The sequence below is a fragment of the Synergistaceae bacterium DZ-S4 genome (assembly GCA_025943965.1).
Classification (GTDB): domain Bacteria; phylum Synergistota; class Synergistia; order Synergistales; family Synergistaceae; genus Caenicola; species Caenicola nitritireducens.
Genome location: JAPCWD010000008.1, coordinates 58317 through 83656, shown reverse-complemented (window position 1 = coordinate 83656; position 25340 = coordinate 58317). Strand labels below are relative to the sequence as shown.

24 protein-coding genes and 1 tRNA gene are annotated in these 25340 nt (G+C 47.1%); 7 read left to right on the top strand and 18 right to left on the bottom strand.

All coding sequences use genetic code 11. The annotated features are described in order from the left end of the window. Positions 1-237: 237 nt before the first annotated feature. Positions 238-1158: a LysR family transcriptional regulator gene (locus tag OLM33_06605; GenBank protein ID MCW1713340.1), complete on the bottom strand. Its 921-nt coding sequence runs from the start codon at positions 1156-1158 to the stop codon at positions 238-240. A 119-nt stretch (positions 1159-1277) separates the two neighbouring features. On the opposite strand from OLM33_06605, the gene OLM33_06600 reads away from it, so the two are divergent. The 4 genes from OLM33_06600 to OLM33_06585 are packed head-to-tail and all read left to right on the top strand — an operon-like array spanning position 1278 to position 3764. Then, positions 1278-1817, top strand: coding sequence for a prolyl-tRNA synthetase associated domain-containing protein (locus tag OLM33_06600; protein MCW1713339.1), 540 nt, complete (start codon positions 1278-1280; stop codon positions 1815-1817). Positions 1818-1866: 49 nt separating this feature from the next. Further along, a complete protein-coding gene (locus OLM33_06595) occupies positions 1867-2211 on the top strand; it encodes a hypothetical protein (GenBank protein MCW1713338.1) in 345 nt (114 codons plus the stop codon). Between the two features lie 2 nt (positions 2212-2213). Beyond that, on the top strand, positions 2214-2780 hold the full coding sequence (locus tag OLM33_06590) for a nitroreductase family protein (protein ID MCW1713337.1): 567 nt from the start codon (positions 2214-2216) through the stop codon (positions 2778-2780). Positions 2781-2822: 42 nt separating this feature from the next. Next, positions 2823-3764, top strand: coding sequence for an ornithine cyclodeaminase family protein (locus tag OLM33_06585; GenBank protein MCW1713336.1), 942 nt, complete (start codon positions 2823-2825; stop codon positions 3762-3764). Positions 3765-3879: 115 nt separating this feature from the next. On the opposite strand, the gene OLM33_06580 is transcribed toward OLM33_06585, so the two are convergent. From OLM33_06580 to OLM33_06550, 7 genes are all read right to left on the bottom strand, one after another. Beyond that, entirely contained in the window at positions 3880-4845 is a 966-nt protein-coding gene (locus OLM33_06580) for a TAXI family TRAP transporter solute-binding subunit (protein ID MCW1713335.1), read from the bottom strand. A gap of 247 nt (positions 4846-5092) precedes the next feature. Beyond that, entirely contained in the window at positions 5093-5851 is a 759-nt protein-coding gene (locus OLM33_06575; GenBank protein ID MCW1713334.1) for an acyl-CoA dehydratase activase, read from the bottom strand. Next, entirely contained in the window at positions 5851-7002 is a 1152-nt protein-coding gene (locus tag OLM33_06570) for a double-cubane-cluster-containing anaerobic reductase (GenBank protein ID MCW1713333.1), read from the bottom strand. Before OLM33_06570 ends, OLM33_06575 begins: the two co-directional genes overlap by 1 nt. A gap of 62 nt (positions 7003-7064) precedes the next feature. Next, positions 7065-7823 (bottom strand): phosphate ABC transporter ATP-binding protein, encoded by a 759-nt coding sequence (locus OLM33_06565; protein MCW1713332.1) that lies wholly within the window; start codon positions 7821-7823, stop codon positions 7065-7067. Beyond that, entirely contained in the window at positions 7823-8698 is an 876-nt protein-coding gene (locus tag OLM33_06560; GenBank protein MCW1713331.1) for an ABC transporter permease subunit, read from the bottom strand. The genes OLM33_06565 and OLM33_06560 overlap by 1 nt, the downstream gene beginning before the upstream one ends. Next, the gene (locus OLM33_06555) at positions 8695-9534 is read right to left on the bottom strand and encodes an ABC transporter permease subunit (protein MCW1713330.1); all 840 of its coding nucleotides are present in this window, start codon (positions 9532-9534) and stop codon (positions 8695-8697) included. The genes OLM33_06560 and OLM33_06555 overlap by 4 nt, the downstream gene beginning before the upstream one ends. A gap of 53 nt (positions 9535-9587) precedes the next feature. Beyond that, the gene (locus OLM33_06550) at positions 9588-10418 is read right to left on the bottom strand and encodes a phosphate ABC transporter substrate-binding protein (GenBank protein ID MCW1713329.1); all 831 of its coding nucleotides are present in this window, start codon (positions 10416-10418) and stop codon (positions 9588-9590) included. 731 nt (positions 10419-11149) lie between these two features. Here OLM33_06550 and OLM33_06545 point away from each other — a divergent pair. Then, a complete protein-coding gene (locus OLM33_06545; protein ID MCW1713328.1) occupies positions 11150-11395 on the top strand; it encodes a hypothetical protein in 246 nt (81 codons plus the stop codon). A gap of 120 nt (positions 11396-11515) precedes the next feature. Here OLM33_06545 and OLM33_06540 read toward each other — a convergent pair whose 3' ends face one another. The 5 genes from OLM33_06540 to OLM33_06520 form a co-directional block, all read right to left on the bottom strand. Beyond that, positions 11516-12373, bottom strand: coding sequence for a GIY-YIG nuclease family protein (locus tag OLM33_06540; protein ID MCW1713327.1), 858 nt, complete (start codon positions 12371-12373; stop codon positions 11516-11518). Positions 12374-12446: 73 nt separating this feature from the next. Next, positions 12447-15545 carry a type I restriction endonuclease subunit R gene (locus OLM33_06535; GenBank protein ID MCW1713326.1) on the bottom strand — a complete coding sequence of 1033 codons (3099 nt, stop codon included), beginning with the start codon at positions 15543-15545 and terminating at the stop codon, positions 12447-12449. Next, the gene (locus tag OLM33_06530; GenBank protein ID MCW1713325.1) at positions 15542-16765 is read right to left on the bottom strand and encodes a restriction endonuclease subunit S; all 1224 of its coding nucleotides are present in this window, start codon (positions 16763-16765) and stop codon (positions 15542-15544) included. Before OLM33_06530 ends, OLM33_06535 begins: the two co-directional genes overlap by 4 nt. Further along, positions 16758-17222 (bottom strand): virulence RhuM family protein, encoded by a 465-nt coding sequence (locus OLM33_06525; GenBank protein ID MCW1713324.1) that lies wholly within the window; start codon positions 17220-17222, stop codon positions 16758-16760. Before OLM33_06525 ends, OLM33_06530 begins: the two co-directional genes overlap by 8 nt. Continuing rightward, the gene (locus OLM33_06520) at positions 17219-18787 is read right to left on the bottom strand and encodes a type I restriction-modification system subunit M (GenBank protein ID MCW1713323.1); all 1569 of its coding nucleotides are present in this window, start codon (positions 18785-18787) and stop codon (positions 17219-17221) included. The genes OLM33_06525 and OLM33_06520 overlap by 4 nt, the downstream gene beginning before the upstream one ends. A gap of 376 nt (positions 18788-19163) precedes the next feature. On the opposite strand from OLM33_06520, the gene OLM33_06515 reads away from it, so the two are divergent. Both OLM33_06515 and OLM33_06510 read left to right on the top strand, forming a co-directional pair. Further along, a complete protein-coding gene (locus tag OLM33_06515; GenBank protein ID MCW1713322.1) occupies positions 19164-19757 on the top strand; it encodes a type IV toxin-antitoxin system AbiEi family antitoxin domain-containing protein in 594 nt (197 codons plus the stop codon). A gap of 29 nt (positions 19758-19786) precedes the next feature. After that, entirely contained in the window at positions 19787-20290 is a 504-nt protein-coding gene (locus tag OLM33_06510) for a hypothetical protein (GenBank protein MCW1713321.1), read from the top strand. 432 nt (positions 20291-20722) lie between these two features. On the opposite strand, the gene OLM33_06505 is transcribed toward OLM33_06510, so the two are convergent. The 5 genes from OLM33_06505 to ispF all read right to left on the bottom strand — a co-directional run bounded on the left by OLM33_06505 (position 20723) and on the right by ispF (position 25340). After that, a tRNA-Val gene (locus OLM33_06505) sits at positions 20723-20797 on the bottom strand. 122 nt (positions 20798-20919) lie between these two features. After that, the gene (locus OLM33_06500; protein ID MCW1713320.1) at positions 20920-21135 is read right to left on the bottom strand and encodes a sulfurtransferase TusA family protein; all 216 of its coding nucleotides are present in this window, start codon (positions 21133-21135) and stop codon (positions 20920-20922) included. 13 nt (positions 21136-21148) lie between these two features. Next, positions 21149-22231, bottom strand: coding sequence for a YedE family putative selenium transporter (gene yedE / locus OLM33_06495; GenBank protein MCW1713319.1), 1083 nt, complete (start codon positions 22229-22231; stop codon positions 21149-21151). 389 nt (positions 22232-22620) lie between these two features. After that, complete coding sequence (gene guaB, locus OLM33_06490) at positions 22621-24108, bottom strand: IMP dehydrogenase (GenBank protein ID MCW1713318.1); 1488 nt, start codon at positions 24106-24108, stop codon at positions 22621-22623. A gap of 62 nt (positions 24109-24170) precedes the next feature. Further along, positions 24171-25340 carry a 2-C-methyl-D-erythritol 2,4-cyclodiphosphate synthase gene (gene ispF / locus OLM33_06485; GenBank protein MCW1713317.1) on the bottom strand — a complete coding sequence of 390 codons (1170 nt, stop codon included), beginning with the start codon at positions 25338-25340 and terminating at the stop codon, positions 24171-24173.

Genomic DNA, 25340 nt, shown 5'->3' with positions numbered 1-25340 from the left:
AGAAATGTATTCAGGTAAATAAATAATATTAAATGATTCGTTTTTCATATACTTCGCTTACCGTATTTTAACTGATTAGCTTCTTAATCGTCTACGAGGAATTTAATGCAGTTTCTGGGAAAAGACGTCTTTTTTTGAAACCTTTTTCGGTGTTTTTCCGGTTAATTGGAATTACAAATTTCAGTGTAACCGGAAGCTATCTCAGCAAGAAATCCTTTTTTTGTTTAATCAATTTGCCTAAGACCCTTGTGTCAGGTCCTCTTTTAACGTCCTTAAAGAGCGGCCATTCTCGGGGGTGTTTCGATATTGGAGATAATCCAAAAAGCGCTTAGCTGCAAGTGAGAGGTTTTTCTTATTTCTCATCGCCAGACAGATTTTACGGCAGACAGGCACATCAAGTTCCTTGGCTACTATCCGGTACGGGGTCCTTTTCAGCATGAGCTCCGGCAGTATGCTGATGCCCAGGCCGCATTCGACCATCGACATTACGGCGTAATCGCTGCAGGTCACAAACTGCACCTTTGGCTTGATCCTATATCGTGTGATGATTTCGGCAATTTCGGGTTCCATTGTTTTTTGAGGAAGTATAAAGGTCTCGTCAGACAAAGCTGATGCGGGAAAGCAATCGTGTTCCGCCATCGGGTGATCCTCCGGCAGTACTACTAGCAGACGGTCATTTTCCAAAAATACCGTTTCCAGTTCGGGTTTTGTGGGCAGCCTGAGGAAGCCGCAGTCAACACGCCCTTCAAGGATCCAGTTTTCTATTTCTGCGTAATCACTTAGGAGAAGCTCATATTCTATATGGGGGTAATCCCCTTTGAATCTTTTTATCATGTCAGGAAGCCAGTTGGTCGCCATGCTTGCAAAAGCACCAATACGAATCAATCCGGACTGAAGTCCATGCATCTCGCTGATCTGCATTTGCATCTTTTCATGTTCGCTGCAGATGTTTTTTGCGTAAGGAAGCAGTTTGAGGCCGTCGGAAGTCAGGTTCACGCCCGAACGCCCACGCTCAAGAAGGGGCACTTCCCAATCCCTCTCCAGGTCGCTGATCATTCGGCTGATGCCGGACTGTGAATAACCCAGTGCTTCGGCCGCCTTCGTAAAACTGCCTAGCTCTACGGTTTTAATAAATACGAGGTATTTTTGAATGCTCATTTATTCCTGCATTTATCCATCTGAATTTGTCATACCTTCCATGATAAAATGCCGCTTTTGTAATCAATAATAGTATGACATACTCTGCAAAAGTAAACAAGAGAAAGGGAGGGATCGGTATGTTGTTTATCAGTGACATCTTAACGACTGTGCCGGAGTTTTATCAGACTCCGCTGCATGAAAAGGTCTATAAAACGTTGATGGAACTTGAGATCCCATTTCAGCGCGTCGAGACCGAAGAGATCATAACGATGGAGGACTGCATTCAGGTAAATCAAAAGCTGCAAATGAAGATGGTGAAGACGCTCTTTCTGTGCAATCGTCAGCAGACTGAATTTTATCTTTTCATCACTTGTGGTGATAAACCATTCAAATCAAAGGAATTTTCATCGGCTCTTGGAATTTCCCGTCTTTCTTTTGTACCTGCAGAACTGATGGAGAAGATGCTCGGAACAAAAATAGGCTCTGCCACTGTATTTAGTGCTTTGCTCGATAAAAAAGACGCCTTAAGAATAGTTTTTGACAAGGACGTTGCCGAGGAAGAATGGTATGGATGCAGCGACGGTACAACGACCGGCTACATGAAAGTAAAGACCGGGGATATACTGCATAAATTTCTGGGTCACACAAAGCATCCTGTTGAAATATTAACGATTTAGTTTTTTTAACAAAAGACCTGAAAACACAAATGTTAAAGGAGATGTTGAGATGAGCGAAAAAAGCAAAGATTCTGTTACTGAAGACCTGGCTCGCCTGTTTGGAGTTACAGCTGAGGAACTGACCCGCCTCTTTGTTCTCAGTGAAGAACAATTGATGGAACTGAACGAGGTCGAATTCAGGGCCAGGATGCGTGAACGCTGTCACCACACATTGGAGATCCCGACATACGAAAGCGCCTATTTCGGCACACCGCTTCCCGTGGATCAGACTGAAACAGTTGAGAAAATGCTTCGGGTCTGGGACAGGCGCGGACTTTCGCACGAACTGGTGGAATATCGCTTTGCAACGACGATATTAGGCTATGCAAAAAAAGGATCGCGGGCGAACCTGTAGATTTGAGCGTACACGAACCCAAATGGCTCACTCCCGAGGAACAGGAAGTCTTTGAAAGGGTAATTTATCAGAGGCGTACGGTACGCCAGTGGGATCTTAAACGCTATGTCGACGATGAACTTATCGACAAGGTGCTTAAGGCCGGGCTTTGGGGTCCGCATGGCTGTAACCTGCAGTCCATAAGATATATGGTTATACGCGAAGATGTTGAACCCGGACTGTTTGAAGGAAGCGATGTTCCGGGCGGACCGGTCCATGTAGTTGTGATGCAGGACAGGCGTTGCTACGATGCAAATAAGCTTATGCCTCCATTTAACTTGCTTCTGGACTGCGGTGCGGCTACTCAGAACATCGTCCTTGCTGCCCACGCATACGGATTGGGGGGCTGCTGGCTCACTTTCTCGGATGTGATGCGCGAGAGGCTGATAAAACACTACTCTATCCCCGAACATTACGATGTAGTCACCTATGTCGATATGGGCTGGCCTGATCAGAGTCCCTGCCCTATCTGGCGCTGCGGTGTGGAAGAGGCGGTCGTATACCGTTCTTTGTCCAATATGAAAAAGTAAGAGAGAGGTGGAAAAATGCTATATCTTAACGGAAACGAAATAATGCAGGCAATTTCAACCGATGAAGTTATGGAAGCAGTGGCTGATGCTTACGTCCTTTTTGACAAAGGCACCTGTTACATTCCAGACAGGGCGTTCTTTGCTCACGGCGGCAATAAAATGATCTATATGCCATGTTTTGCCCCTGATGCTCTTATCACGAAGATACTCTCCTTTTTCCCTGAAAACTACAAAAAGGGAAAGCCCACCCTGGACGGAGTAGTGCTTTGGAAAGATCCTGAAAGCGGAGAAATACTGTCCATCATGGATGCTAAAAAGATCACGGCGTTGCGTACCGGTGCCGCTGCGGGCCTTGCTGTCCGGTATTTATCAGATCCCGGGAGCAAAAGGCTTGGAATAGTCGGTACTGGGATGCAGGGGCTTCATCTGGCAATGTTCGCCTCTACAGTTCGTCAGATCGAAGAGATATTCCTTTACGATACTTTCCGTAAAGAGGCAGACACATTCGCAAATGACCTTGAGAAATTGCTGGGACGCCGTGTGAAGTGCACACTGTGCGGCGATGCCTCAGAACTGCTCCAAAAAAGCGAGATAGTTATAACGGCAACTACTTCCACACAGCCGGTCCTACCGAACGACCCAGCTCTTCTTGCGGACAAGTGCTTCGTCGGAGTCGGTTCTTATTCGCCCTCTATGCGTGAATATCCCGCCGCACTCTGGAACGTTGTTGATACAGCATACGCCGATCTGGAGTACGCCATGGAAGAGAGCGGAGACCTCAGCCAGCCGATAAAAGAAGGCCTGCTCAAGCCTGAACAGGTACACAAGATAAGTACCCTGCTGGGAGGGTCTGTAACACCTCCCTATAAGGGAAAAAGCAATTTCTTCAAGACGGTAGGGATGTCGCTTGTAGGTCTGACGACTGCAGCAGCCGTATATAAAAACGCAAAGAAAAGGGAGATTGGTCAGGCGATCCAGGGCTGATCCGACGACAAAAACTATATTCGCGGGAACCGGATATTGGTCCGGTTCCCGCGAATATGTATAGGAATATCCTTAATGAACATATACCTAAATTCTATTTGCAAAATGAGTGCCGTTACTTTATGAGCCCTATCTCCTTGTAATATCTTATCGCACCCGGATGAAGAGGGATCTTGATGTCCTTTATTTTTGCCGCGTCCATTGCAGCCATCCTTGCGCTGATAACTACCAGGTCGTTTTTGTTTTGGAAAAGCGTTTTGGTCATCATATAAGCTGTACTTTCTCCAATTTTTTCGTGTACTGCAAGGATATTGGGGCTGCTGAAGGTTTTAACATCTTTTTCCTGACCCTTATAGCTTCCCGCTGGGATAGTCATTTTTGCAAAATATGGTGTAGTCTTGATCATTTTTTCGACAAGATCATTCGATACGTCAATAAGTTCAACTATCCCAAGCGTCATCGGTTCGACAACGCTTGCGATCCCAATGGCTCCAACTGTAACTGCTGCATCAATGTTCTTATCCATAAAAGCATTGACAGACTCTGCATGTCCGAGATATTCCAGCTTCATATCTTTTTTCGGGTCAAGCCCTGCATGTTTAAAAAGGGTCTCCGCTGTAAGGGATACACTGCCGCCTACAGCTCCGACTGATACTTTTTTGCCCTTAAGGTCCTGGATGCTTTTAATTCCGCTTCCTTTGAGGACAACGATATGCACCGCCTCAGGATAAAGAGGTACAAGAGCGCGGATGAATTTCTTCGGTTGGCCGATATAGCTTGCCAGGCCGTTGTATGCGTCATAGTAAAGGCCGTCCGCAAAGATTACTTCCGCGTCACCGGCTTCCATGAGCTGGATGTTGTTGCGGGTACCTCCGCTGGCCTGTGCCGTAGCCTTTAGGTCCGGTACGTTGTCGCTCCAAATTTTTGCTATACCTGAACCTACAGGATAGTACGTCCCGCCTGTGGGTCCAGTTCCTATGTTTACGTATTCCTGGGCCACCGAGGGAAGTGCAAGCAAGGCGATCATAAGCGATACTGCAAGAACCATTACCGAGAATCTTATCTTGTTCAAAACATTCACTCCTTAATTTTTTCATCAGGTTGCGGTCAAACAGAAAACAGCGCAGTAATACAAATTATTCATGGGATATTTAACAGATAAGTCCCTTTGCCCCCGTCCCCTGAAAATAAAGAAAATTCACCTTTCAGAGGTAGGGTAATAAGTGAAGGATGTCCGACGCTAAACCGCACAACGTGCGGAAGGTTCGTTTTATTCTGTCAAAATCCCTTTACGACCATCGGACCGCCTCCCTTCTTGAACGTTTCCTTTATTCCGCTGCTATCAGTGCAGCACCTATAGCACCGGAGAACTGCGCCAGTTCCGAGGTGAGGACAGGCCGACCCAGGTGCTTCGAAATAAGCGTGGCAAGCCTTTTGTTGAGTGCAGGACCGCCTGTAAGTACCACAGGTCCTCTGTCTGAAATGCGAATGACCATCCCTGCTGCTCTTGACGCGATCGAATCAAGGAGCCCAAGTGCAATGCTCTCTTTTGCCACTCCCCCGGAAAGGAGGCTTATCACCTCTGATTCGGCAAAAACTGTACACATGCTAGATATTTTACTGATCTCAGTTTCCGCAGGTATATCCGAAAAATCTTTAAGACTGTAACCCAGCAGAACTGCCATATTGCTGATGAATCGTCCCGTACCGGCGGCACACTTGTCGTTCATCAGGAAATCTGTAACTTTACCCTCGATGTCCAGCCTTATTACCTTTACGTCCTGTCCGCCGATATCCAGAACAGTCTCCGCATCCTTGACCAAATGAAAGGCTCCCGCAGCGTGACAGGTTATCTCGGTCACAGATCTTCCGGCAAAACGGCACATCTTTCTTCCGTAACCGGTAGCAACAACTTGGTGCAGATCTTCCATTTTCAGGGAAGATCTGTCCAAAAGGACCTGGATCACGGCCTCCGATGTTTCGCTGATATCCCACCCGGTAGGCTGACTCCATACTTCAAAAGAGGATCCGTCCCAGATCGCGGCTTTTATATTCGATGACCCTATGTCTATTCCTGCGGTATACATCAGAGCATCTCTATAAAAGCGCCAAATCTTGTGGCAAGCTGGCCTGTATCGCCCTGAGAATAATCGGTCTCCACAGCCATATAAGGGATGCCCGATCTATTAAGGAATTCGCGTACTGAGCGGGTTTCTACTGCGTATGTGTGGCAAGCCTGGAGAATGACATCTATGACGCCGTCTGCCCTGTATTCCTTTACGTATTTTTTGATAAGTTCAAGTCTTTTTGAGTTGGGTGACATTACCGAGCATGGAATATTGAGATACTTGTCAGCTATAGCGTCTATAGGATCTGAATACTCGTTAACCAAAGATGAAGAGCATTTAAGATTTCCGCAGTTCTCAAATCCGACTACGACTCCCCCGTTTTCCTTCGATTCGATAGCGTCTACGATCTTTTCAAGCGACTTTCCCATTGGACATCCGGTTATCAGGATACGTTTTGCAGAAGGATCGATCCGCCTTTCTCCCGAAGCATAGTTTTCTTTAAGCTTTAGAGTCAGATCTCTTATTACTTCCATTGTCCTTTCGTAATCAAAGGAAAACTTAAGGTAATCAGATCCCAGCATGATCTCCTTGCCCGTAAGGACCGGCGATGGGAGGGAGGCAAGAGAGTAAAATCCCATCATCGTACTGTGTATCTCATTGCGCTGTTTAATGGAGGCAGAAAGTTTTTCGCCGGTGATCTCCACATTGAATTTTGATTCAAGAAAATCTTTGAGAAGCAGGATCTCATCCTTCCACATCTTCATGCTGTTCAAACCGTTCACTGTCTGCGGCAGCTGCATTACATAAGTTTCCTTTATTTCTCGCAGATACTCATACATCTTTTTTTTGCCGTCGCAGGTCGTCTCACCGAGGACCATGTCACAAAAATGAAAGTAAGGGCAGGTATCTGTAAGTGCGTGGCCATAGCTGGACTTGATGAGCGGACAGAGGTTTCTGGGAAGGTGCTTCTCTGCCTCACCTATCGGTTTTTCACTTGTACTGCACAGCGAAACAGGGATCCCGCCGGCTGCATTGATCAGCTCCCAGGGTGTGTAAGTACAATAGGTTCCTATAATGGGAATGCCTTTCTCGCTTATCTCCTTTATGTGGATGGGACCCATTGCAACTTCATTTCTCATCATTTCAAAAATTGGTCCGATATCGTGCATTTCGTATATCCCCTTAAAAATGTGATCTCGAGATAGATTTACAAGGAACTGTCAGAAACTCATTAAAGAAGGTCGGTCAGTGCTTTTTCAGCATCTTTCCCTTCCGGAAGCTCCTCTTTAAAGAATGAAGCTGCAACAGTGCCATTTTTAAGCAGTACAAAGTAGCTTCCTAGCTTAAGTGCCTGTCTTACGCTGTGAGATACCATAACGATGGAATATCTGTCTTTAAGGAACAGCAGATGGTCCTCGATCTGCTCAGCAGACCTCTTGTCCAGAGAAGCTGTGGGTTCATCAAGAAGCAGGATCTCCGGTTCAAGGGCCAGAGCCCTTGCAAGACAGAGTCTTTGCTGCTGCCCCCCGGACAGTCTGTTTGCAGGCGTATCAAGCCTGTCTCTGACTTCATTCCAGAGACCTGTTGTCTTGAGTGCCGTTTCCATTTTTTCGTCAGCGAAAGATCCCCTGGATCCCAACATGAGTTCCAGCGGCAGCATGATGTTCCTTCGTATGCTCAGCGGAAGAGGATTGGGAGTCTGGAAAACCATCCCGACTTTTCTTCGCAATTCAGTCGGGGTCAATATTCCTGAAGAGTAAATGTCTTTCATTTCGCCTCCCAGTAACAAACGTATGCTCCCCGACCCTTCATGTCCGTCAAACGTCTCATTGAGCCTGTTCAAAGCCCTTAAAAATGTCGTCTTCCCGGAACCGGAGCGTCCTATAAGAACAGTTATGCCGTCTGACGGCAATGACGCGTTTATTCCGTTGACAGCTTTTCTGCCGTGAAATGAAACAGATAAATTTTCAATTTCTGCACAGAGACCCATTATCTTGCTCCCTTCCAGCGTTTTTCCATAGTTCGTTGAAGTTTGGACGCAGCATAAAGTAGTCCGGCGGAAAGGACAAGGAGGACCAACGCAGCCCCGAACCCTCTGAGGAGCTCATTCTGATCGACATACTGAGCGGCAGTATAGAAAATGAGAAAAGGCAAAGCTTCGAACTTGGAGCCGAGTCCGGCAGGCAGTCCGGAATTGACGACCACTCCGGTAAGCATGATAACTGCCGTATCTTCAGCAGCCCGTCCCATCGCCAGCATGATCCCGCCAAGTATCCCCCTGCCGGCTGCCGGGATCAAAATATGTCGAAGCAGTTGATGTTCCGTAAATCCAAGTGCGGTGCCAGTGACGACAAGAGACTCGGGGAGGCTCTCTATCGATGTCCGTGTGGTTACCACAAGAGCAGGCATTACAAGCAAAGCAAGACAGAATGCTGCAAGACTGATACATGTGGTCGCGTCAGGCGCAAAAGTTCGTCTGAGCAGTAGGATCAGCACAAATCCGAAAAGGCCCATAACGATGGAAGGGACGCTTGCCAGCAGGTCCACAGCCATAGAAAGCATCTCTTTCTTTTTTCCCTTTGCGTAGCGGGCAAGGTATATCCCGCACCCTATCCCGGGGATCAGTGAAACAGCCATTGTAAGAGCTATAAGATATAAAGTTCCCGCAAAAGCGGGCCATATGCCGTCCCAGACAGGACGTGTGCCGATTATCGCATCGATTGGATCTGTCTCCCCGAAGAAGAGCCCTGCGTCAAGAACAGGCGTGCCGTGGTAGAAAAGAAATCCGATCAGCAACATAAAAGAACCAATGACAAAGAATGCAGATATAAAGGCAAGAAGCCGCAGCAGTTTTACCCTCATCATAGTGACTTCCTCCTCACCAGGCGGAAGAGTATGTTTGCTGAAATGCTGACAAAAAGGAGTAGCCCTCCCGCTACGAAAAGCGAAAGATATGCCGTGCCTCCGACATCTGAGGAGAGGACGAGCCCGATGTGCGCGGTAAGTGCCCTCATTGCGTCCAGCGGCGTATTAGCGTACTGGACCGCGTTCCCTGCGAGCATTGTCGGTATCAGTGTATCACCGGCGGCACGTCCGAACCCCAGAAGCGCGGAAGACCATATCCACTGCCTGGATGCCGGAAGAACGACCATCGCGATGTTTTGTTCTCTGGTGAAACCCAGTGCTGCAGATGTCAGCCTGGTCTCGGATTCTATAGTTCTGAAGGCGCTGTCCATAGAAAGCACCATAGTAGGCATAATAAGGAGGCTTAGCACAATGGAGGCTGTCAGCCAGGAAAACCCGGAGCCTCCTAGGCCGTTTCTTATAAGAGGGACAAGAAGAAAAACAGATGCAAAACCATAAACTACAGTAGGTACTGCGGTCATGATCCTCAGGACCCTGGCCAGCAGCTCTGATGCCCATTTCGGGCCGAAACCATGGATAAAACAACAGCATCCTACTGCGAATGCCCAGCCCGTTATCAGCGATGAAAGAGAGAGAAGTCCGCTTGCCCAGATCATAGGCATTATCCCGAATCGTCCCCCTTCTGGATCCCATACAGAGCCGAACAGAGAAGGGCCGCTCCTGAATAATCCATCAAGTGCACAGACAGTGATAAAGACAAAAAGGGCTGACATAAGTGATGTGACATATACAGCCGATGCCTTCAACCAGATAGGGGTGTTTTTATTGTATTTCAAATTATTCTCCTGCTTTTGTTGGGGGGAGAGAATACTCTCCCCCCGCTCACACTTTACTTCTTTGCGGGAAGCGGGATATATCCGCTGTCTTTCGTTATCTCGGCGCCTTCAGGGCTGAATATGTAGTCGATAAAGAGCTTCGTAAGTCCCTGAGGATCCCCTTTTGTGTTCATGTAAAGGTTGCGGGTAACTTTGTATTTGCCGTTGGCTGCGTTTTCCTGTGATGGGACCGTTCCGTCAAATTTCGGAGCTTTTACTGAATTGTCAATGTGCCCGATCCCGACATATCCGATCGCGCGCTTGTCCTGTGCAACAGCAGTCTTCATTGCCCCGTTAGAGCTGACTACGTTTACGGAGGGCGCAAGTTCTCCCTTATTGATAGCTTTTTCTGTGAAGACTTCCCTTGTACCGCTTCCGTCTTCTCTGCTGAAGACGTTGATCGATCCGGGTTCGCCTCCGAGTTCTTTCCAGTCTTTTATCTTGCCGGCATAAATGTCAATTACCTGCTGGGTCGTAAGAGCATCGACCTTGTTTGCAGGATTGACTACTACTGCCACACCGTCAATTGCGAATGCAAAGGAGACAAGCCCGTACTTTGATATCTCTTCTTCTTTCAGTGCCCGACCGGTGTTCCCTATCGTAACAAGTCCTTCTCCGACCTGTTTGACTCCGACCCCTGAACCTCCGCCGGCTACTGTAATGCGGATGTCAGTGTTAACAGACATGATGCGCTTCGCCGCTTCTTTCATTACGGGAATGTGGGCAGTTCCTCCGGCTATGTCAAGATTACCTTTCTGACCTTTAAAAGCATCAAGGGGCGCGGCGACGGCCGAGGAAGCCATCAGCATTATCGTCAGTGCCATTGAAACGATCATTTTTTTCATAATTCAGTTACATCTCCTTATTTTTTAGTTAAATTATGGGGATACAGGCAGATCACACATATGCACGAAAATACTCCTGAAGCCACAAAAGGGCTCCGGAAGTACTTTGTCAGTAATCCGCGGCAGGGAATCAGCTTTTTGGGGAATTATGAGTTTGGAAGTTTACTGCCTTGTAAAGGAGAAAAAGGCAGCTGACCCGGAGGCTGAATGTGCAGCAAATTGGTAACGCATCCCGTGCATTATTTTATGGGAAACAGATCATGTGTATGCCACAGTACGCCACCGCCTTCCGGGAAAATCTGTAATCATTACAGGTTTATTAATATCACACCAAGAGTAGTTTTTGTCAAGGCGCAGGTCGTAGTATGTTTACTGCAAAGTACGGTGCTTGTTTTGCCAGCCTCTGCCGATATTGACCTGCTTCGCAGGATTTACAAGACGGCAAAAGAGAGCGAAAAAAGCCGGCGGAACATCTGCGCCTTATAGCTGCTTATGCTCACCTGCACAAGGCCTAAAAACGTACGTTTTGCCAAGTGAGAAGAGTTTTGCCTTGACCGGAATGTATGGTTGACACCTTCCAAGAGGACGGACATACAGGCCGATCATGTTATTCCTCTATCCAGTCAGGCATTAGACCTCCTGGGCAGGATAAAAAAACTTAACCTGGCCCCAGAAGACTCCCCGTACCTCTTCCCCGCCGGCAACGACAACGTGCTTCCCGACACGGTGCTATGAAGATGATGGGGGTCGAAAGCCATACCCAGACTGCTTTCGGCATGCGTTATTCCGCTGAAGCCATCATGAAGAATAAATATGAATATGGTGCAAAAGACGGCAAGGAACTGCATATCCTAATCAAGACCTTTATGGATGCTGTTAATCCTGATGGCAAGCCCCAGTACCCGCCCGAGATCCTTATGACGCAAAGGGCAGAACTTGCTCAATGGTGGACAGATAAACTGGAGGGCATAGTGTAGTTAGGGCAGTTTGTGTTCGTTTTGAAATGATCTACTTAAAATAATCTTTATAACACCAGGAGGCATGTGGTTATTTTATGCCTCCTGGTGTTTGTAGGCGTTTCTCTGAATATTGATAATTTATATGCTTTCAATATCTTTTAAGGTCTTCCCCGCTAGATTCTTCCATGCAATTAGCCCGTTGGCATTTCTTCCGATTACAAAAGCTGCGGCATATGATGGGCTCAGAAAAAGGACGTTTTCCTGCAAAATCCCGTTTTTGTCTATTGACGCATTATCACGGGCTTTTTTTAATCCAGGTGAAATATGATCTGAATCAATCTTATAAATCATGCTTCCTTTTAAGACAACAAAACCTTCTTCTGTTTGTTTGCATTTTGCCTCTATGATTTCTCCGCTTTTTCTGATTTTATTCTTAAAGAATAGGATTTTATCATCGTCAGATTGCAGCATCGGTACAGGTTCAGTTTTTCTGTCTATGATGAGAGGGTCAAATACCCTATGTCCAAGTGTACCCATTACTATCTTTGCGTAGTCAATAAACTCTTCGAGTTCGCTTTCTTTTTCCTCAGTGATATGGCCGGGAGCAGGATCGTTGCTGTTTTTAACTTTATAGCGTTCAGCTTCTATTGCCATATTACAGAATCGGTTTTCAAGATAGCTTATCTCTGTCGCTCCAAAGGAGTCATTTGATGTGGTAAAAATAACAGCTTCTGTCCAGTAATCTTTATCAGGGTTGCGTTTGTGTTCCAATAGCCGTGAAAGGATCCCTTCACCTTTCTTCCTTGATCCGGCTTGCCCAATATAGACAACGCTTTTGCCAGTTTCTTCCGATGTACCAAAAAGAAAATAAACACCGCTTTGTTTGAGGTCATTGCGTTCCCGACAGCTGTCGATTTCAGTTCTGGGTATTTTGTATGCGATGCCGGTCCAGTTGGCAAGAGTACACTTTATACGGCCTGTAGCCGAGCCATCCATGAGAAATAAAGTAATATTTTTCCCTCGATTATTCATACTTATAGCACCATCTGATTTAATAGACTTAATATTCCTACACCAGCCCCAGATACTTCTCGAAGAAGGCCATGAGTTTTTCTATGATGCCTTGCTTCTTTTCCGTGCGGGAGCCTCCGAACCTTGATACCGGGGGCATGATCTTGTCAATTGCCGTGCCGGTCGTCTTCAGCGTTCCGTCGCGCAGTGCATTTGCAATGAAACGGCGGGTCTCTTCCGGTTTTAACTTTTCTTCCTCTATCAGTGCGGAGATCTCTTCTTCCTTGCTTTCGTCAAGGAACGTGCGCCAGTCTTCGTCCACTTGTGACGAGACGTTGATCTGTTCAATGAAACGCTCTATAAGCTCTTTCTTGCTGCGTAGCTCAATGCTCGAATTGATGGCTTTGTCGATGGTCGTGAGGATGGTCTTGTCCTTGCAGTTGGACTGCTGGTATTTGGCTACAAGCATGAGGATGTAGTCGATATTTACCTCTATCTGCCGGATCAGTTCGATCTCGAAAACAATATCGTCGTTGATGTTTTCCTTGTCTGCTTCCGAGCCTTTCCTGAATTCCTGGTACATGTCTATATAAACGCTCTGATAGTCCTGGAAGTCTCTTTCTGAGAGTATTTCTTTTCCGGCAAAGTCATCAAAAGAGGTAAGGATGTTTCTCAGCCTCAGGATTGCTCCATAAAGTCGGATAAATTCCTTCCGGGATTCTTCTCCCACGATAGGCTGTCCCAGCGGAAACTGCTCTTCAAGTTCTTTGATCAGCTCCTCGTAACCGGGCTTATGTCCGTTGTCATCATTATATCCGTTGTAGTATTCATCGAATGTCTTGAGAAGCACTATGCCCCCCGCGTCCTTGTTGCCAAAGAGTGCAATCGCTTTGTCTGTCTCATCCTTAAGGTCACGGAAACAGACGATGTTCCCGAATGTCTTGACGCTGTTGAGGATGCGGTTTGTCCGTGAAAACGCCTGGATAAGTCCGTGCTGTCTCAGGTTCTTGTCTACCCATAAGGTGTTCAGAGTGGTTGCGTCAAATCCGGTCAGGAACATGTTTACTACGACCAGGATGTCTATCTCCCTGTTTTTCATTCGCAGGGAAAGGTCTTTGTAGTAGTTTTGAAATTTATCCGAAGATGTATCGTAATTCGTGTTGAAAACGGCGTTGTAATCCTTTATCGCTGAGTCAAGAAAATCCCTCGAACTCTGGTCGAGGTTTTCAATGTTGAAGTCTTCATCGGGAAGCAGGCCTTCGGGCTCCTCCTCGTTGGCGCTGAAGCTGAAGATCGTCGCCAGGACAAGCTTGCGCTTTTTTGCCTCTGTCTGCTTTTTGAACTCCGCATAATACTTGATTGCCATCGGGATCGAAGCGGCAGCGAATATTGAGTTAAAACCCGCCAGCCGCCTTGTCTCACGATTTTCTATCCTGGCTCTTTTGTCATCCTTGTCCTGTTCTTCCCATTTCGCTGTAAAGGTGTAAAAGCTGCTTCGTTTCGTCTTCTGGTCAAAGTGATCGAGGACATACGAAACTATCTCGCTTATCCGCCTGGGGTCTGCCAGTGCTTTTTCACGGTCAATGGTATAAACTTTTTTGTCGTCTATATAGTCGGGCATCTTGATGGTATTTATGAAGTCTATCCTGAAGGGCAGGACATTGCTGTCGTTGATGGCATCCACGATAGTATATGTATGCAGCTTTTCGCCGAAGGCCTGCTCTGTAGTCCTGAGGAGCGGATCGCCTGCGGAACCTGCGTTTGAGGCAAATATTGGCGTTCCGGTAAAGCCGAATATATGGTAATTCTTAAAGCTCTTGACAATACCTTGGTGCATGTCTCCGAACTGCGAACGGTGGCACTCGTCGAAGATAAGGACAACATGCTTTTTATAGACATCATGCTGCTTGTTTTTTCGTATAAAGATGTCCAGTTTCTGGATCGTGGTGACTATGATCTTATATTCGTGCGGGCTTCCCTTTTCGTTCCTGTCCTCCAATTGTCTTTGGAGCACCCTCGTTGACGTGTTGCCGTTTGCCGCTCCCTTCTCGAAACGGTCGTATTCTTTCATGGTCTGGTAGTCCAGGTCCTTGCGGTCCACGACAAATAGCACCTTGTCGATATAGGGCATGAGCGAGGCAAGCTGTGCTGTCTTGAAACTCGTCAGGGTCTTGCCTGAGCCCGTGGTGTGCCATATATATCCACCCGCATCCAAAGTTCCCATCTTTTTATAGTTGGTAGATATCATGATGCGGGACAATATACGTTCTGTAGCGGCTATCTGATATGGGCGCATTGCAAGGAGGAGTTCTTCAGAGGTGAATACACAATATTTTGTGAGGATGTTTAAGATGGTGTGCCTGGCTAAAAATGTACCTGTAAATCCCATAAGGTCGGGAATGGTCTTGTTGTTTGCATCTGCCCAGTAACTGGTAAATTCAAAACTGTTGCTTGTCTTCTTGCTCTTTTTTCTTTCCCTGCCCAGCTGTTCCTTTATGTGCGCGTTTCGGGTGGTATTGCTGTAGTACTTCGTGTGCGTCCCGTTGGATATAACGAATATCTGAACATATTCATAGAGGCCTGATGAAGCCCAAAAGCTGTCCCGCTGGTAGCGGTTGATCTGGTTGAAGGCTTCCCTGATAGCCACTCCCCGCCTCTTAAGCTCGATATGCACGAGGGGAAGGCCGTTTACGAGGACGGTAACGTCGTACCTTGTTTCATGCTTCCCGCCCGGCTCCTCATACTGGTTGATGACCTGCAGACGGTTGTTGTGGATGTTCTTCTTGTCGAGAAGGTAGATGTTCTTGGTCGTGCCGTCATCCCTCTTTAGTATCTGGATGTGGTCGTCCTGGATCTTTCGGGTCTTTTCAACAATACCCTCGTTGGTGTTGGCGAGGCATTCTGCAAAAAATCTTTTCCATTCGCCTTCTGTAAAGGAATAGTTATTCAGCAGTTCAAGCTGTCTTCGCAGATTCGCTGTCAGTTCGGCTTCATTGCTGATCTTCAGGTGTTCATAACCCTGTGATTCCAGGATGCTGATAAATACCCGCTCAAGTTCCGCCTCACTCTGATATTTGGAGGAACGCACATAATTAGGGGTATATTCGGCAACAACTGTCGATTCATCGGTACTGGCAACGATATTATATTTGTTCAAGCCTTCGCCTCCCTGAAGGTAAGCAGCTCGTCCCTGTAATATTCATATTGTTTGCGCCGAGCTTCGATTTCGGCAGGCAGACCGTTTGTCAGGTCATTGCACAGGGTGTCGAAGCGGTCGAGGATCGAAACGATCTTTTTTTGTATGTCTTTTGACGGAACAGGAAGTTCGAGAGATTTTACAATATCTGCATTTAAATTTTGCACTGTACCATTCGAAGCACGTTGAGCCAAAGTTTTTTGAATTACACTTGAACTGAGTAAGTGGTAAAGAAAATCGGATGTGAATGTTTCTTCAAAATCACTTATTGACAACCAACCGTCATGAATACACCCTTCCGTTTTCAAAATATAAGGGCGTCCGAAACTCATTGAGTTTGAAAGCACAAAGTCCCCAGGGCTTACAAATCGTGATTTTCTTGCACCTGCTTGTGTGATTTTTTCTTTTGTGGAAGTAATGTATTTACTACCAGTACTTACATCTCCAATCTTTATCCAATTAATACCGTTTTCATCGTCAGTTATAAAGTTATTAATTGGACGTGGCGAAGCCCCCCGGACAATAGACGCTATTTGTCCAAATGGCTTTATTTCACAGTCGGGAAACATTATTAACTCGTCCCTGTAATACTCATACTGCTTTTTTCTGGCTGTAAGCTCTGCTGTAAGCTCTGCTGTAAGCTCTGTGAAATTGTCCAGAATACGGACAATTTCACGCTGCACAGAAAGCGGGGGGAGGGGGATTATGATTTTACTAATTGCCGGGACACTGGAATGGACGACCTTGCTCTTAACTTTATTTTTACTCTTCTGTTTCTGTGCATCCGTCGTTGATAACACATATGAAAGATACTTAGGGTCTTGATTATGCTTCAAGACAACAATGTCGCCACCGGCCAAACATATATCCTGTCCAATATACACACAAGATTTCGCTATTTCTTCGACACTTTCACCAGTAATGGCAAACAGAAGGTCACCATATTTAAAATACTTCTTGTTGGTAATAGTATTCTCGTTAGTGAACGAAACACATTTTTCAAACCAAATACCATATGTTGTATATATTTCACCATAACGTACGCAAGGTGTTCCTGTTGGTGTAACTTGGTCTCTTGTAATGCCTGATCCGCGATAAATATCTGTGGCAATTTCTCCAAGGGTTTTATACTCCACACCATCTGGACAAAGCTCACTGATCAATTCTTCCAATTTACTCATCTGTTTCGTACCTCTTCTCCAAGAGTCGCTTAACTTCCTTGTCAAAATCGGAAATGATCTTTTGGGTCTTGTTGAATACTTCGTATTCTTTCTCCGCCTTTGTCATATACTCTTTCAGTACTCCGGTAGCCCAGATACGGAAGTGGGTAGCGCGCGCAGAACTCACACGGTATCCCACAGAAATGATAGAATCAAGGTTATAAAGATCGACATTACGCTTGACTGTTCTTGCGCCCTCGGTTTGAACTATTTCCATTTTGGAAACAGTTGCATCCCTGTTTAATTCGCCCTCTTCGTAAATATTTTGCAAATGCTTTGATATAGCGGGGATATTTACACCGAATAATTCTGCCATTCCCTTTTGAGTCAGCCAGACAGTTTCATCCTTTATGATCGCGCTTACGGAGACATCTTGGTTCGCAGATCGGTAAACAAGAAACTGGAAGTCCCTGTTCATGCTCCTGCCTCAATTTCCACAATGATCCTGGCTATCTCATCCCGCAGGACCTGCTCCCTTGCCACGATTTCTTCTATTTCCGCATTGAGCCTGGCAATATCGATAACTTCCCGTGTGTCCTTCTGTTCCACATAGGTGGAGACAGAAAGGTTATAGTCCTGTTCTTCGATCTCGCTGTTGGGCACAAGCCTCGAAAAATGTTCAATGTCCTCTCTTGTCCTGAAGGCATCTATGATTTTGTCCATGTTATCCTGCGTAAGCTTGTTATTGTTCGTTACCTTGACGAATTCATTTGAAGCGTCAATGAAAAGCGTGCTGTTTTCGGGCTTTGACTTCTTCAGAACCATTATGCAGGTAGCAATGCTTGTCCCGTAAAACAGGTTGCTGGGCAGCTGGATGACGCAGTCAACATAGTTGTTGTCGATGAGGTATTGCCGGATCTTCCTTTCCGCCCCGCCTCTGTACATAACTCCCGGAAAGCAGACGATGGCTGCCGTTCCGTTCGTCGAGAGCCATGAAAGAGAGTGCATTATGAACGCAAGGTCCGCCTTGGATTTTGGCGCAAGCACGCCCGCAGGGGAAAAGCGCGGGTCGTTGATCAGAATGGGGTCGCTGTCGCCCTTCCAGTTGATCGAGTACGGAGGATTGGAGACGATCGCCTCGAAGGGCTCGTCGTCCCAGTGAAGTGGGTCTATGAGTGTGTCACCAAGTCCAATGTCGAATTTGTCATAATCGATGTCATGAAGGAACATATTTATGCGGCAGAGGTTGTATGTAGTTATGTTTATCTCCTGGCCGTAGAAGCCGAGACGGACTTTGTCTTTGCCAAGGATCTTTGCAAACTTAAGGAGCAGGGAGCCGGAACCGCAGGCCGGGTCATATACCTTGTTCACTTCTGTTTTCCCCACCAATGCAATGCGTGTCAGAAGTTCGGATACTTCCTGAGGCGTATAGTACTCGCCGCCGCTCTTTCCTGCATTGGAGGCGTACATACCCATAAGGTATTCATAAGCGTCTCCGAACGCGTCTATTGTATTATCCTTGTAATCCCCAAGTTTCATCTCTGCAATGGAATTCAGGAGCTTGACCATCTTTTCATTGCGTTTTGACACGGAACTGCCAAGTTTGTTGCTGTTTACGTCTATGTCGTCAAAGAGTCCCTTGAAATCGTCCTCGCTGTCTGTCCCCTGCGCTGAAGCTTCTATGTTGCTGAAGATGCGCTCCAGGGTCTCATTGAGGTTCTCGTCGTCCTTCGCCTTGGTGCGGACATTTTCGAAAAGCTCGCTGGGCAGTATGAAGAAGCCTTTTGTCTTGACCAAATCTTCCCGGGCCTGTTCTGCTTCAATGTCCGAGATCTTTGCATAGTCGAAATCCTTGTTGCCCGTTTCCCATTCTCCCCTATTTATGTAGACGGTCATGTTTTCTGAAATGTAGCGATAAAAGAGCATCCCCAGAACATATTGTTTAAAGTCCCATCCGTCTACGCTTCCCCTGAGGTCGTTGGCAATGTTCCATATAGTCCGGTGAAGCTCGGCACGTTCCTGTTCTTTTCTGTTGTCAGCCATTTTCTGCTTCCTCTCGTGTTCTATTCTATTAATATGATATTTTTGTCAATATATGCAATGGCTGCAGAACTGTTTCGGACAGATTCTGCAGATTTTTATTTTAAGTTTTATCGATTGGCAGTTTGTAACGTATAGTTAAATGGCAAGTAACAGCATCACAAAAAACTGTCTTCATAGATTATACCTAATCGTATCATAAATCTATTAAAATATTAACAATGTTTAATAATGATGATCTTTTATATTCAGCTCTCCTGCATGCTTGATTTTTATGCTTGTTTCGAAGTTATTTGCAGCGTGAAAGTTCAACACTATTGGTTTTTATGTTAGTTTCATGTACAATCCTAGCATTAAAATCAAATTGGAGGCGATCGATTTGCCTATCCCGGAAAAACTGAAAACGCTCCTGATGCAAAAGGAAGGAACTGTCACAACTGCTGAAGCAAATGAAGCAGGAGTATCAAACGAACGTCTCCGCCTGTTGGTAAAGTCAGGAGAACTGGAGCGTGCTGCATTCGGTGTATATATCCTCCCAGACGAGTTGGCCGATAAGATGTTCATTGCCCAGTTGAGACGCCCGAAAATCATTTACTCACATGAGACAGCCTTATTTCTGCATGACCTTACGGACAGAGATCCCCTTTCCTATACAGTTACAGTGCCTGCAGGATACAACATTGCCCAGCTTCGGAAAGAAAGATTTACGGTGTATTCCATCAAGAGGGAGCTGCATGATCTTGGAGTTACAAAATTAACAACTATGTTCGGGTATATTGTTATTGTCTACGGACTGGAGAGAACGATCTGCGACTGTCTCCGAAGCAGGAACCGGATGGACATCTCTGTTGTCACCGATGCGGTCAAACGTTACGTTCTAAGGAAGGATAAGAACCTGTACACACTTATGAAAATGGCGGAAACATTTGGAGTGTCCAAGCTGGTCAGAAGTTACATGGAGTTACTCCTGTAATTACCCACCCCATTTGTGAGGTAAGTTTTATGAATGTACAGTTAGAAAGACAGTTCAATCGCACTAGTATATCGATTAAAGATCTAGACCAGGCTATTAAGTACTTAATACGCCTTAATGAGATCCCCGTAAATTCAAGCGATTTTGAGGTTCGCTCTGCCCTTCTTATTGCTGCAATAATCTCTTACTCAAGGCCGTTCTCTGGTAACTCAGAAGATGAGTTCGCAACAGGCACCCCAAAATTTGGGAAAAATGAGCAAAGAGAAATAAAAGATATGATTGGAGAAGAAGCTATTGCTTTTCATAAAATGATCATAGATTTAAGGAATAAAGCAATTGCCCATTCTGAATACAAGAAGAACCCTACGCGGAGACTGAAAGAATATCCTATGGAGAATGGTTTTCTTACCATCAGTCGTCATTTTGATATTCTTTCAGTTGATTTAGACACGTCATATTTTCTGAAACTAGCAGAAGCAGTTAAAAAAGTATTAGTGAATAAACTTTATACGCTAAACAAGAGTGGTCGTTAGAACCACAATCTTCGTCGTCTCCGAATGCTTAAATCGGAGATCCAGTGTCTCTAAATCCTTGCTATTACTGAATGTTTAAAACCTAAACCACAAGCCACTGGGTCCCCGTTAAGAGGCGTCCGGGGACGACGGGGATTTTGAACCCCCGCGGCCTTTGGGGTCTATTTGAGTTGTTGGTGGAGACGCGGAGATTCGAAATCCGGTCCAACAGGAACCGGTCTGGAAGCTCTCAGAGGTGACGTAGATCAAGGCTTTAAGATTGGATTCTCCGCGATGCGAGGCGAGCAAATTCCCCAGCGTCCGAAGGACGCTAATTCCCTGGCGGATGCAGTCTCCGCATGCTTTTACAACCGCTCAGCTCTCGCTCAGCAACTGCTCAGCCATTGCTCAGCAAAAAAAGACGGGCTTTTGCCCGTCTTTTTATTACCAATATGGTGGGCGATAGAAGAATTGAACTTCTGACCTCTTCCGTGTCAAGGAAGCGTTCTACCTCTGAACTAATCGCCCAACGAGATGAGATTTTACTAGCTAATGTACGTCCTGTCAATAGTTTGTCAGGTTTTGGAGCGCTTCCCTCTCAGCTTTGAAAATCACGACCTCTTCCGTGCGAGGGAAGTGCTCCTTATTTGTTATTTCTCCAGGATTACCTTGAATGCGCCATCCGTCTCTTCAAAGGATCCCTGCCATCCGGCATTTCTTCCGAACCTCAGAACATTTTCCCTTGAGGTAACTGTGTCTACGAGTACCTCTACCCTTCCGCCGCTTATTTTATCAAGAACTTTCTTGGTCTCTACTATCGGCTGCGGGCATGAAAGGCCGCGTGCGTCAACTGTTTTGGTTTCCATTTATAAAGACCTCCTACTCTACCCTGTTCATAAACAATGAACCGACGGCGAAACAGAAGACCAGTCCGGCTATTGTCGCCGGTATGCCGTAGGCCCCTACTCCGGTGCCCGAGCTGGCCAGGCTGAAGTTATGTGCAAAAGCTGCCCCTACGAGCATCCCCATAATAAAGACCCCTGCATCGGAGTCACCCTCGCCTGACATTATGAACATGCGTCCGGGACAACCGCCTGCCAATGTGAAGGCGAGTCCGGAAAGCACCATGCCAAGGAAATTCCACAGATGCATCGTGTGTGCTATGGGCTGTCCTTCAAATCCTGGTTTGAACTGCCCTAAAACAAAATTTGTAAGGAAAGCCGCAATTATGAAGCACACGATACCTTTAAAAAGGTGGGTATCCCTGAGCATTATAAGATCGCGTATGGCTCCTACAGTGCAGAAGCGGCTTCTCTGCGCAAGCCACCCCACCAGGAGTCCTGCGCCAAGTGAGATAAGTATCGGAGCATGCATTGAGCCCGGACCCTTTTCTGAAAAGAATATCGGTCCGGTCCCTTCAGCACCGAACAGTGGCCTGAGAAGAAGCAGTGCAAGAAGGCCAATTGCCAGCAGCGGCATAAATAATCCTGCTGCTTTCGGGTTGGGACGAGATGCACCAAGACTGAATCCTCTGTAAAGGAACATTATTCCGATCGCGATCCCGGCGATCAGTCCGGCTATTCCCGCAAATGCATTGAAGTCCCCTCCGGCAAGCCTCAGATATGCCCGCCAGGGACAGCCAAGGAATACCAGTGCACCAACCATGGCAAAGAAGCCCAGTCCGAAGCGTATCATCGGGGAAGAACCGCCCCTTGGTTTGTATTCACGGTATATGAGTGCAGAAATTAAAGATCCCAGTAAAAACCCGGCAAGTTCGGGACGCAGATACTGGACGATCCCTGCCCTGTGGAGTCCAAGTGCTCCGGCGACATCACGGGTGAAACAGGCAACACAGACGCCCATGTTTCCCGGGTTTCCGAATTTTACAAGCAAGGCTGCAATAACACCAATAATGGCTCCTGCCAGCGCAGGGCCGTTTTTAGACATCAGCACACGATTCATGGTTGACCTCCTTAGATTTTGAACGTCAGGGGCATTGCTGTAACTTTGGATATTTCCGGTGTCAGTTCAAACAGGGAGATGTCGGAGGATATCAGTGAAAGGGGTTGAAAAGATATTCCTCAACTGTCACTCTATTGGAAAAAGACATCGAAAGGCGGAAGGTCCAGTACATGGACCCGAAACTTATAAATCACGCCATTGCGTTGCCTCCTTCCTATGGTTAGAAGAATATGTTCAAGATCAAGCACGCCAAACATTATATATCAAATCAACCAAATAAGTCATATCAAGAATAAATTTTATTTAGAAAAAAAAAGAGGCAGATCCCCGTTAAGTTTTGTTCACTGCCTCTGAATTGATATATTATCCGCAGATGTCGATCCGGCCGATCATTCGTCTGCCCAGTAGTTCGGAGCCTCTTTCGTGATCACTATGTCATGCGGATGGCTCTCTTTCATCGAGGCTGCAGTAACCTGTACAAATCTGGACTCCCTGTGAAGTTCTTCTATGTTGGGGGCTCCTACATACCCCATGCCGGAACGTACGCCTCCCACCATCTGGTAGACTACGCCGGAAAGAGAGCCTTTATGTGCGACCATTCCTTCTATACCCTCGGGAACGAGCTTGTCCTCGGCAGATCCTTCCTGGAAGTACCTGTCCTTGCTGCAGCCGCCCTTCATTGCTCCAAGAGAACCCATGCCCCTGTAGCTCTTGAATGACCTGCCCCTGTATATTACAGCCTCTCCGGGGCTTTCCTCGGTGCCTGCAAAAAGGGAACCGATCATTACCACATCGGCGCCTGCAGCAAGAGCCTTGACTATGTCTCCGGAGTACCTGATCCCGCCGTCTGCGATAGCAGTCTTGCCCCTTTTGTGGACTGCTTCAGCCACGTTCATGACAGCCGCGACCTGAGGAACGCCGATCCCTGCCACTATGCGGGTCGTGCATATAGAACCCGGGCCTATCCCTATCTTCACCGCGTCTGCGCCGGCATCGATCAATGCTTCTGCCGCCTCTGCCGTGGCTATGTTGCCTGCAATAAGCGGGAGGTCGGGATAAAGTTTTCTCAGCCTGGCGACTGTGTCGATGACCATTCTGGAATGACCATGCGCGGTGTCGACTACGATCGTGTCGACGCCGGCCTTTACAAGCGCATCAGCCCTGTCGAAAGCGTCTGTCCCTACGCCTATGGCAGCTCCTACCCTGAGGCGTCCCCTCTGGTCCTTTGTAGCGTTAGGAAACGCCTTTGCCTTCAGGATGTCCTTGATAGTGATGAGTCCCTTAAGCTTGCCGTCCTTGTCGACAATGGGCAGTTTTTCAACTTTTGTGCCCATAAGGATCGTCTTCGCATCTTCAAGAGTGGTCCCTATGGGTGCCGTAATAAGATTTTCTTTCGTCATAACGTTCGATATCGGCTGATCCAGGTTCGTTACAAATCTCAGGTCTCTGTTCGTAATGATCCCAACGAGCCTGACATCCTTATCTACGACCGGCACGCCTGAGATATGATAGTGTTCCATGAGCGCCACCGCGTCCCTCACGAGGTCTTCCGGATGACGGAAGAAAGGGTCAACGATGACTCCCGACTCAGACCTTTTGACCTTGTCGACTTCCACCGCCTGATTTTCAACAGGAAGGTTCCTGTGAAGGATCCCGATCCCGCCTTCACGGGCAAGCGCTATCGCAAGCCTGCCTTCAGTAACAGTATCCATCGCGGCGCTGCAGATCGGTATATTGAGGGATATCTGTGGCGTCAGTTTTGTCGACACATCCACCTGGGCAGGTACGACCTCGCTGTACCCCGGGACAAGCAGTACGTCGTCAAACGTGAAGCCCTGATAATCAACAAACTTTTCTTTGGCTCTCTTTTTTGTCATCTCTATTGCCTCCGTATTCTGATATATGTTTGGGGCTTCCGCAGCTCTTTTGTATTGAGCTGTCACCCTTGATCCCACTGGTATCTTGAAAGTGAAGCGACAGCGTGACAGACCATGCACTCGTTTCGGCCCACCGATCCGCAGCCCTCTCCTGACTTGACCTTCATGTTGAAATTCACTTCGCAGGTTTTTTCAGATATGTAAGAAGCGACGCTTTTGATAAAATCAGGGACCATGTGCCCGATCCTTGGCGACTGGGCTTCCAGTGTAACGTCGACCCAGTCGATCCTCCATCCCTCGGAACGGACTTTATTCACCACGGTCTTGAGCAGCTCTCCGCTGTCCGCATCCTTCCATTTTGCCTCCGAGGCCGGAAAGAGCGTTCCGATGTCGGGAAGTCCGGCTGCTCCAAGCAGGGCGTCCATTACTGTGTGCATCACTATATCTGCATCCGAATGGCCCAGAAGGCCAAGTTCAGCATCTTTTATCTCTACCCCGGCAATGATCAGTTTTCTGCCATTGACGAGCCTATGTATGTCATAACCGTGCCCTGTCCTTTGGACCTTTGAAGCTCCGGTCATTGATAAGGCAGTCTCCCAGTCAAACTGTGTCGTGATCTTAAAATTTGACTCCAAGCCATCTGTGCGGGATATATTTCTTCCTGAGGCTATCCACGCCGCTGCCTCATCTGTACCGTCAAAGCCGTATGAGGTTATCGACTCGATCAGAGGTGTTTTTTCAAAAGCCTGCGGTGTCTGTGTCCTCAGGTACTCATTTCTGTCGGCACAAATCATCTTTCCCGAGGCTACCCTCTTCAGGGAATCGGAGCAGGCAAGAAGAGGTACAGAAGCTCCGTGGACCAAGGCGTTCTTCATAAGTTTTTTGCAGAGTTCTGCCGTAATAAAAGGGCGGGCCGCATCGTGCACCAGCACGTGAGACCCGCATGAAATCCTTAATCCGTTCATAACTGACTCTGACCTTGTGGCGCCTCCCGCTGTGAGGCGCGTAGGGACCCTGAGGCAGGACTCCGCCTCCGCTTCGGCAATACGGTCCTCCGGCACGACAAGGAGCAGTTCTTCGACAGCTCCTTCTTCCCAAAGTTTTTCAGCGACCATCGCGGACCATTTCCAGACCGGAAGGCCTGCGAGAAAGCGGAACTGTTTCGGAGTCCCTCCGAGACGGGAGCCCGTTCCGCCAGCCACTATGATGAAGGACCAGGTTTCCTTGTTCAT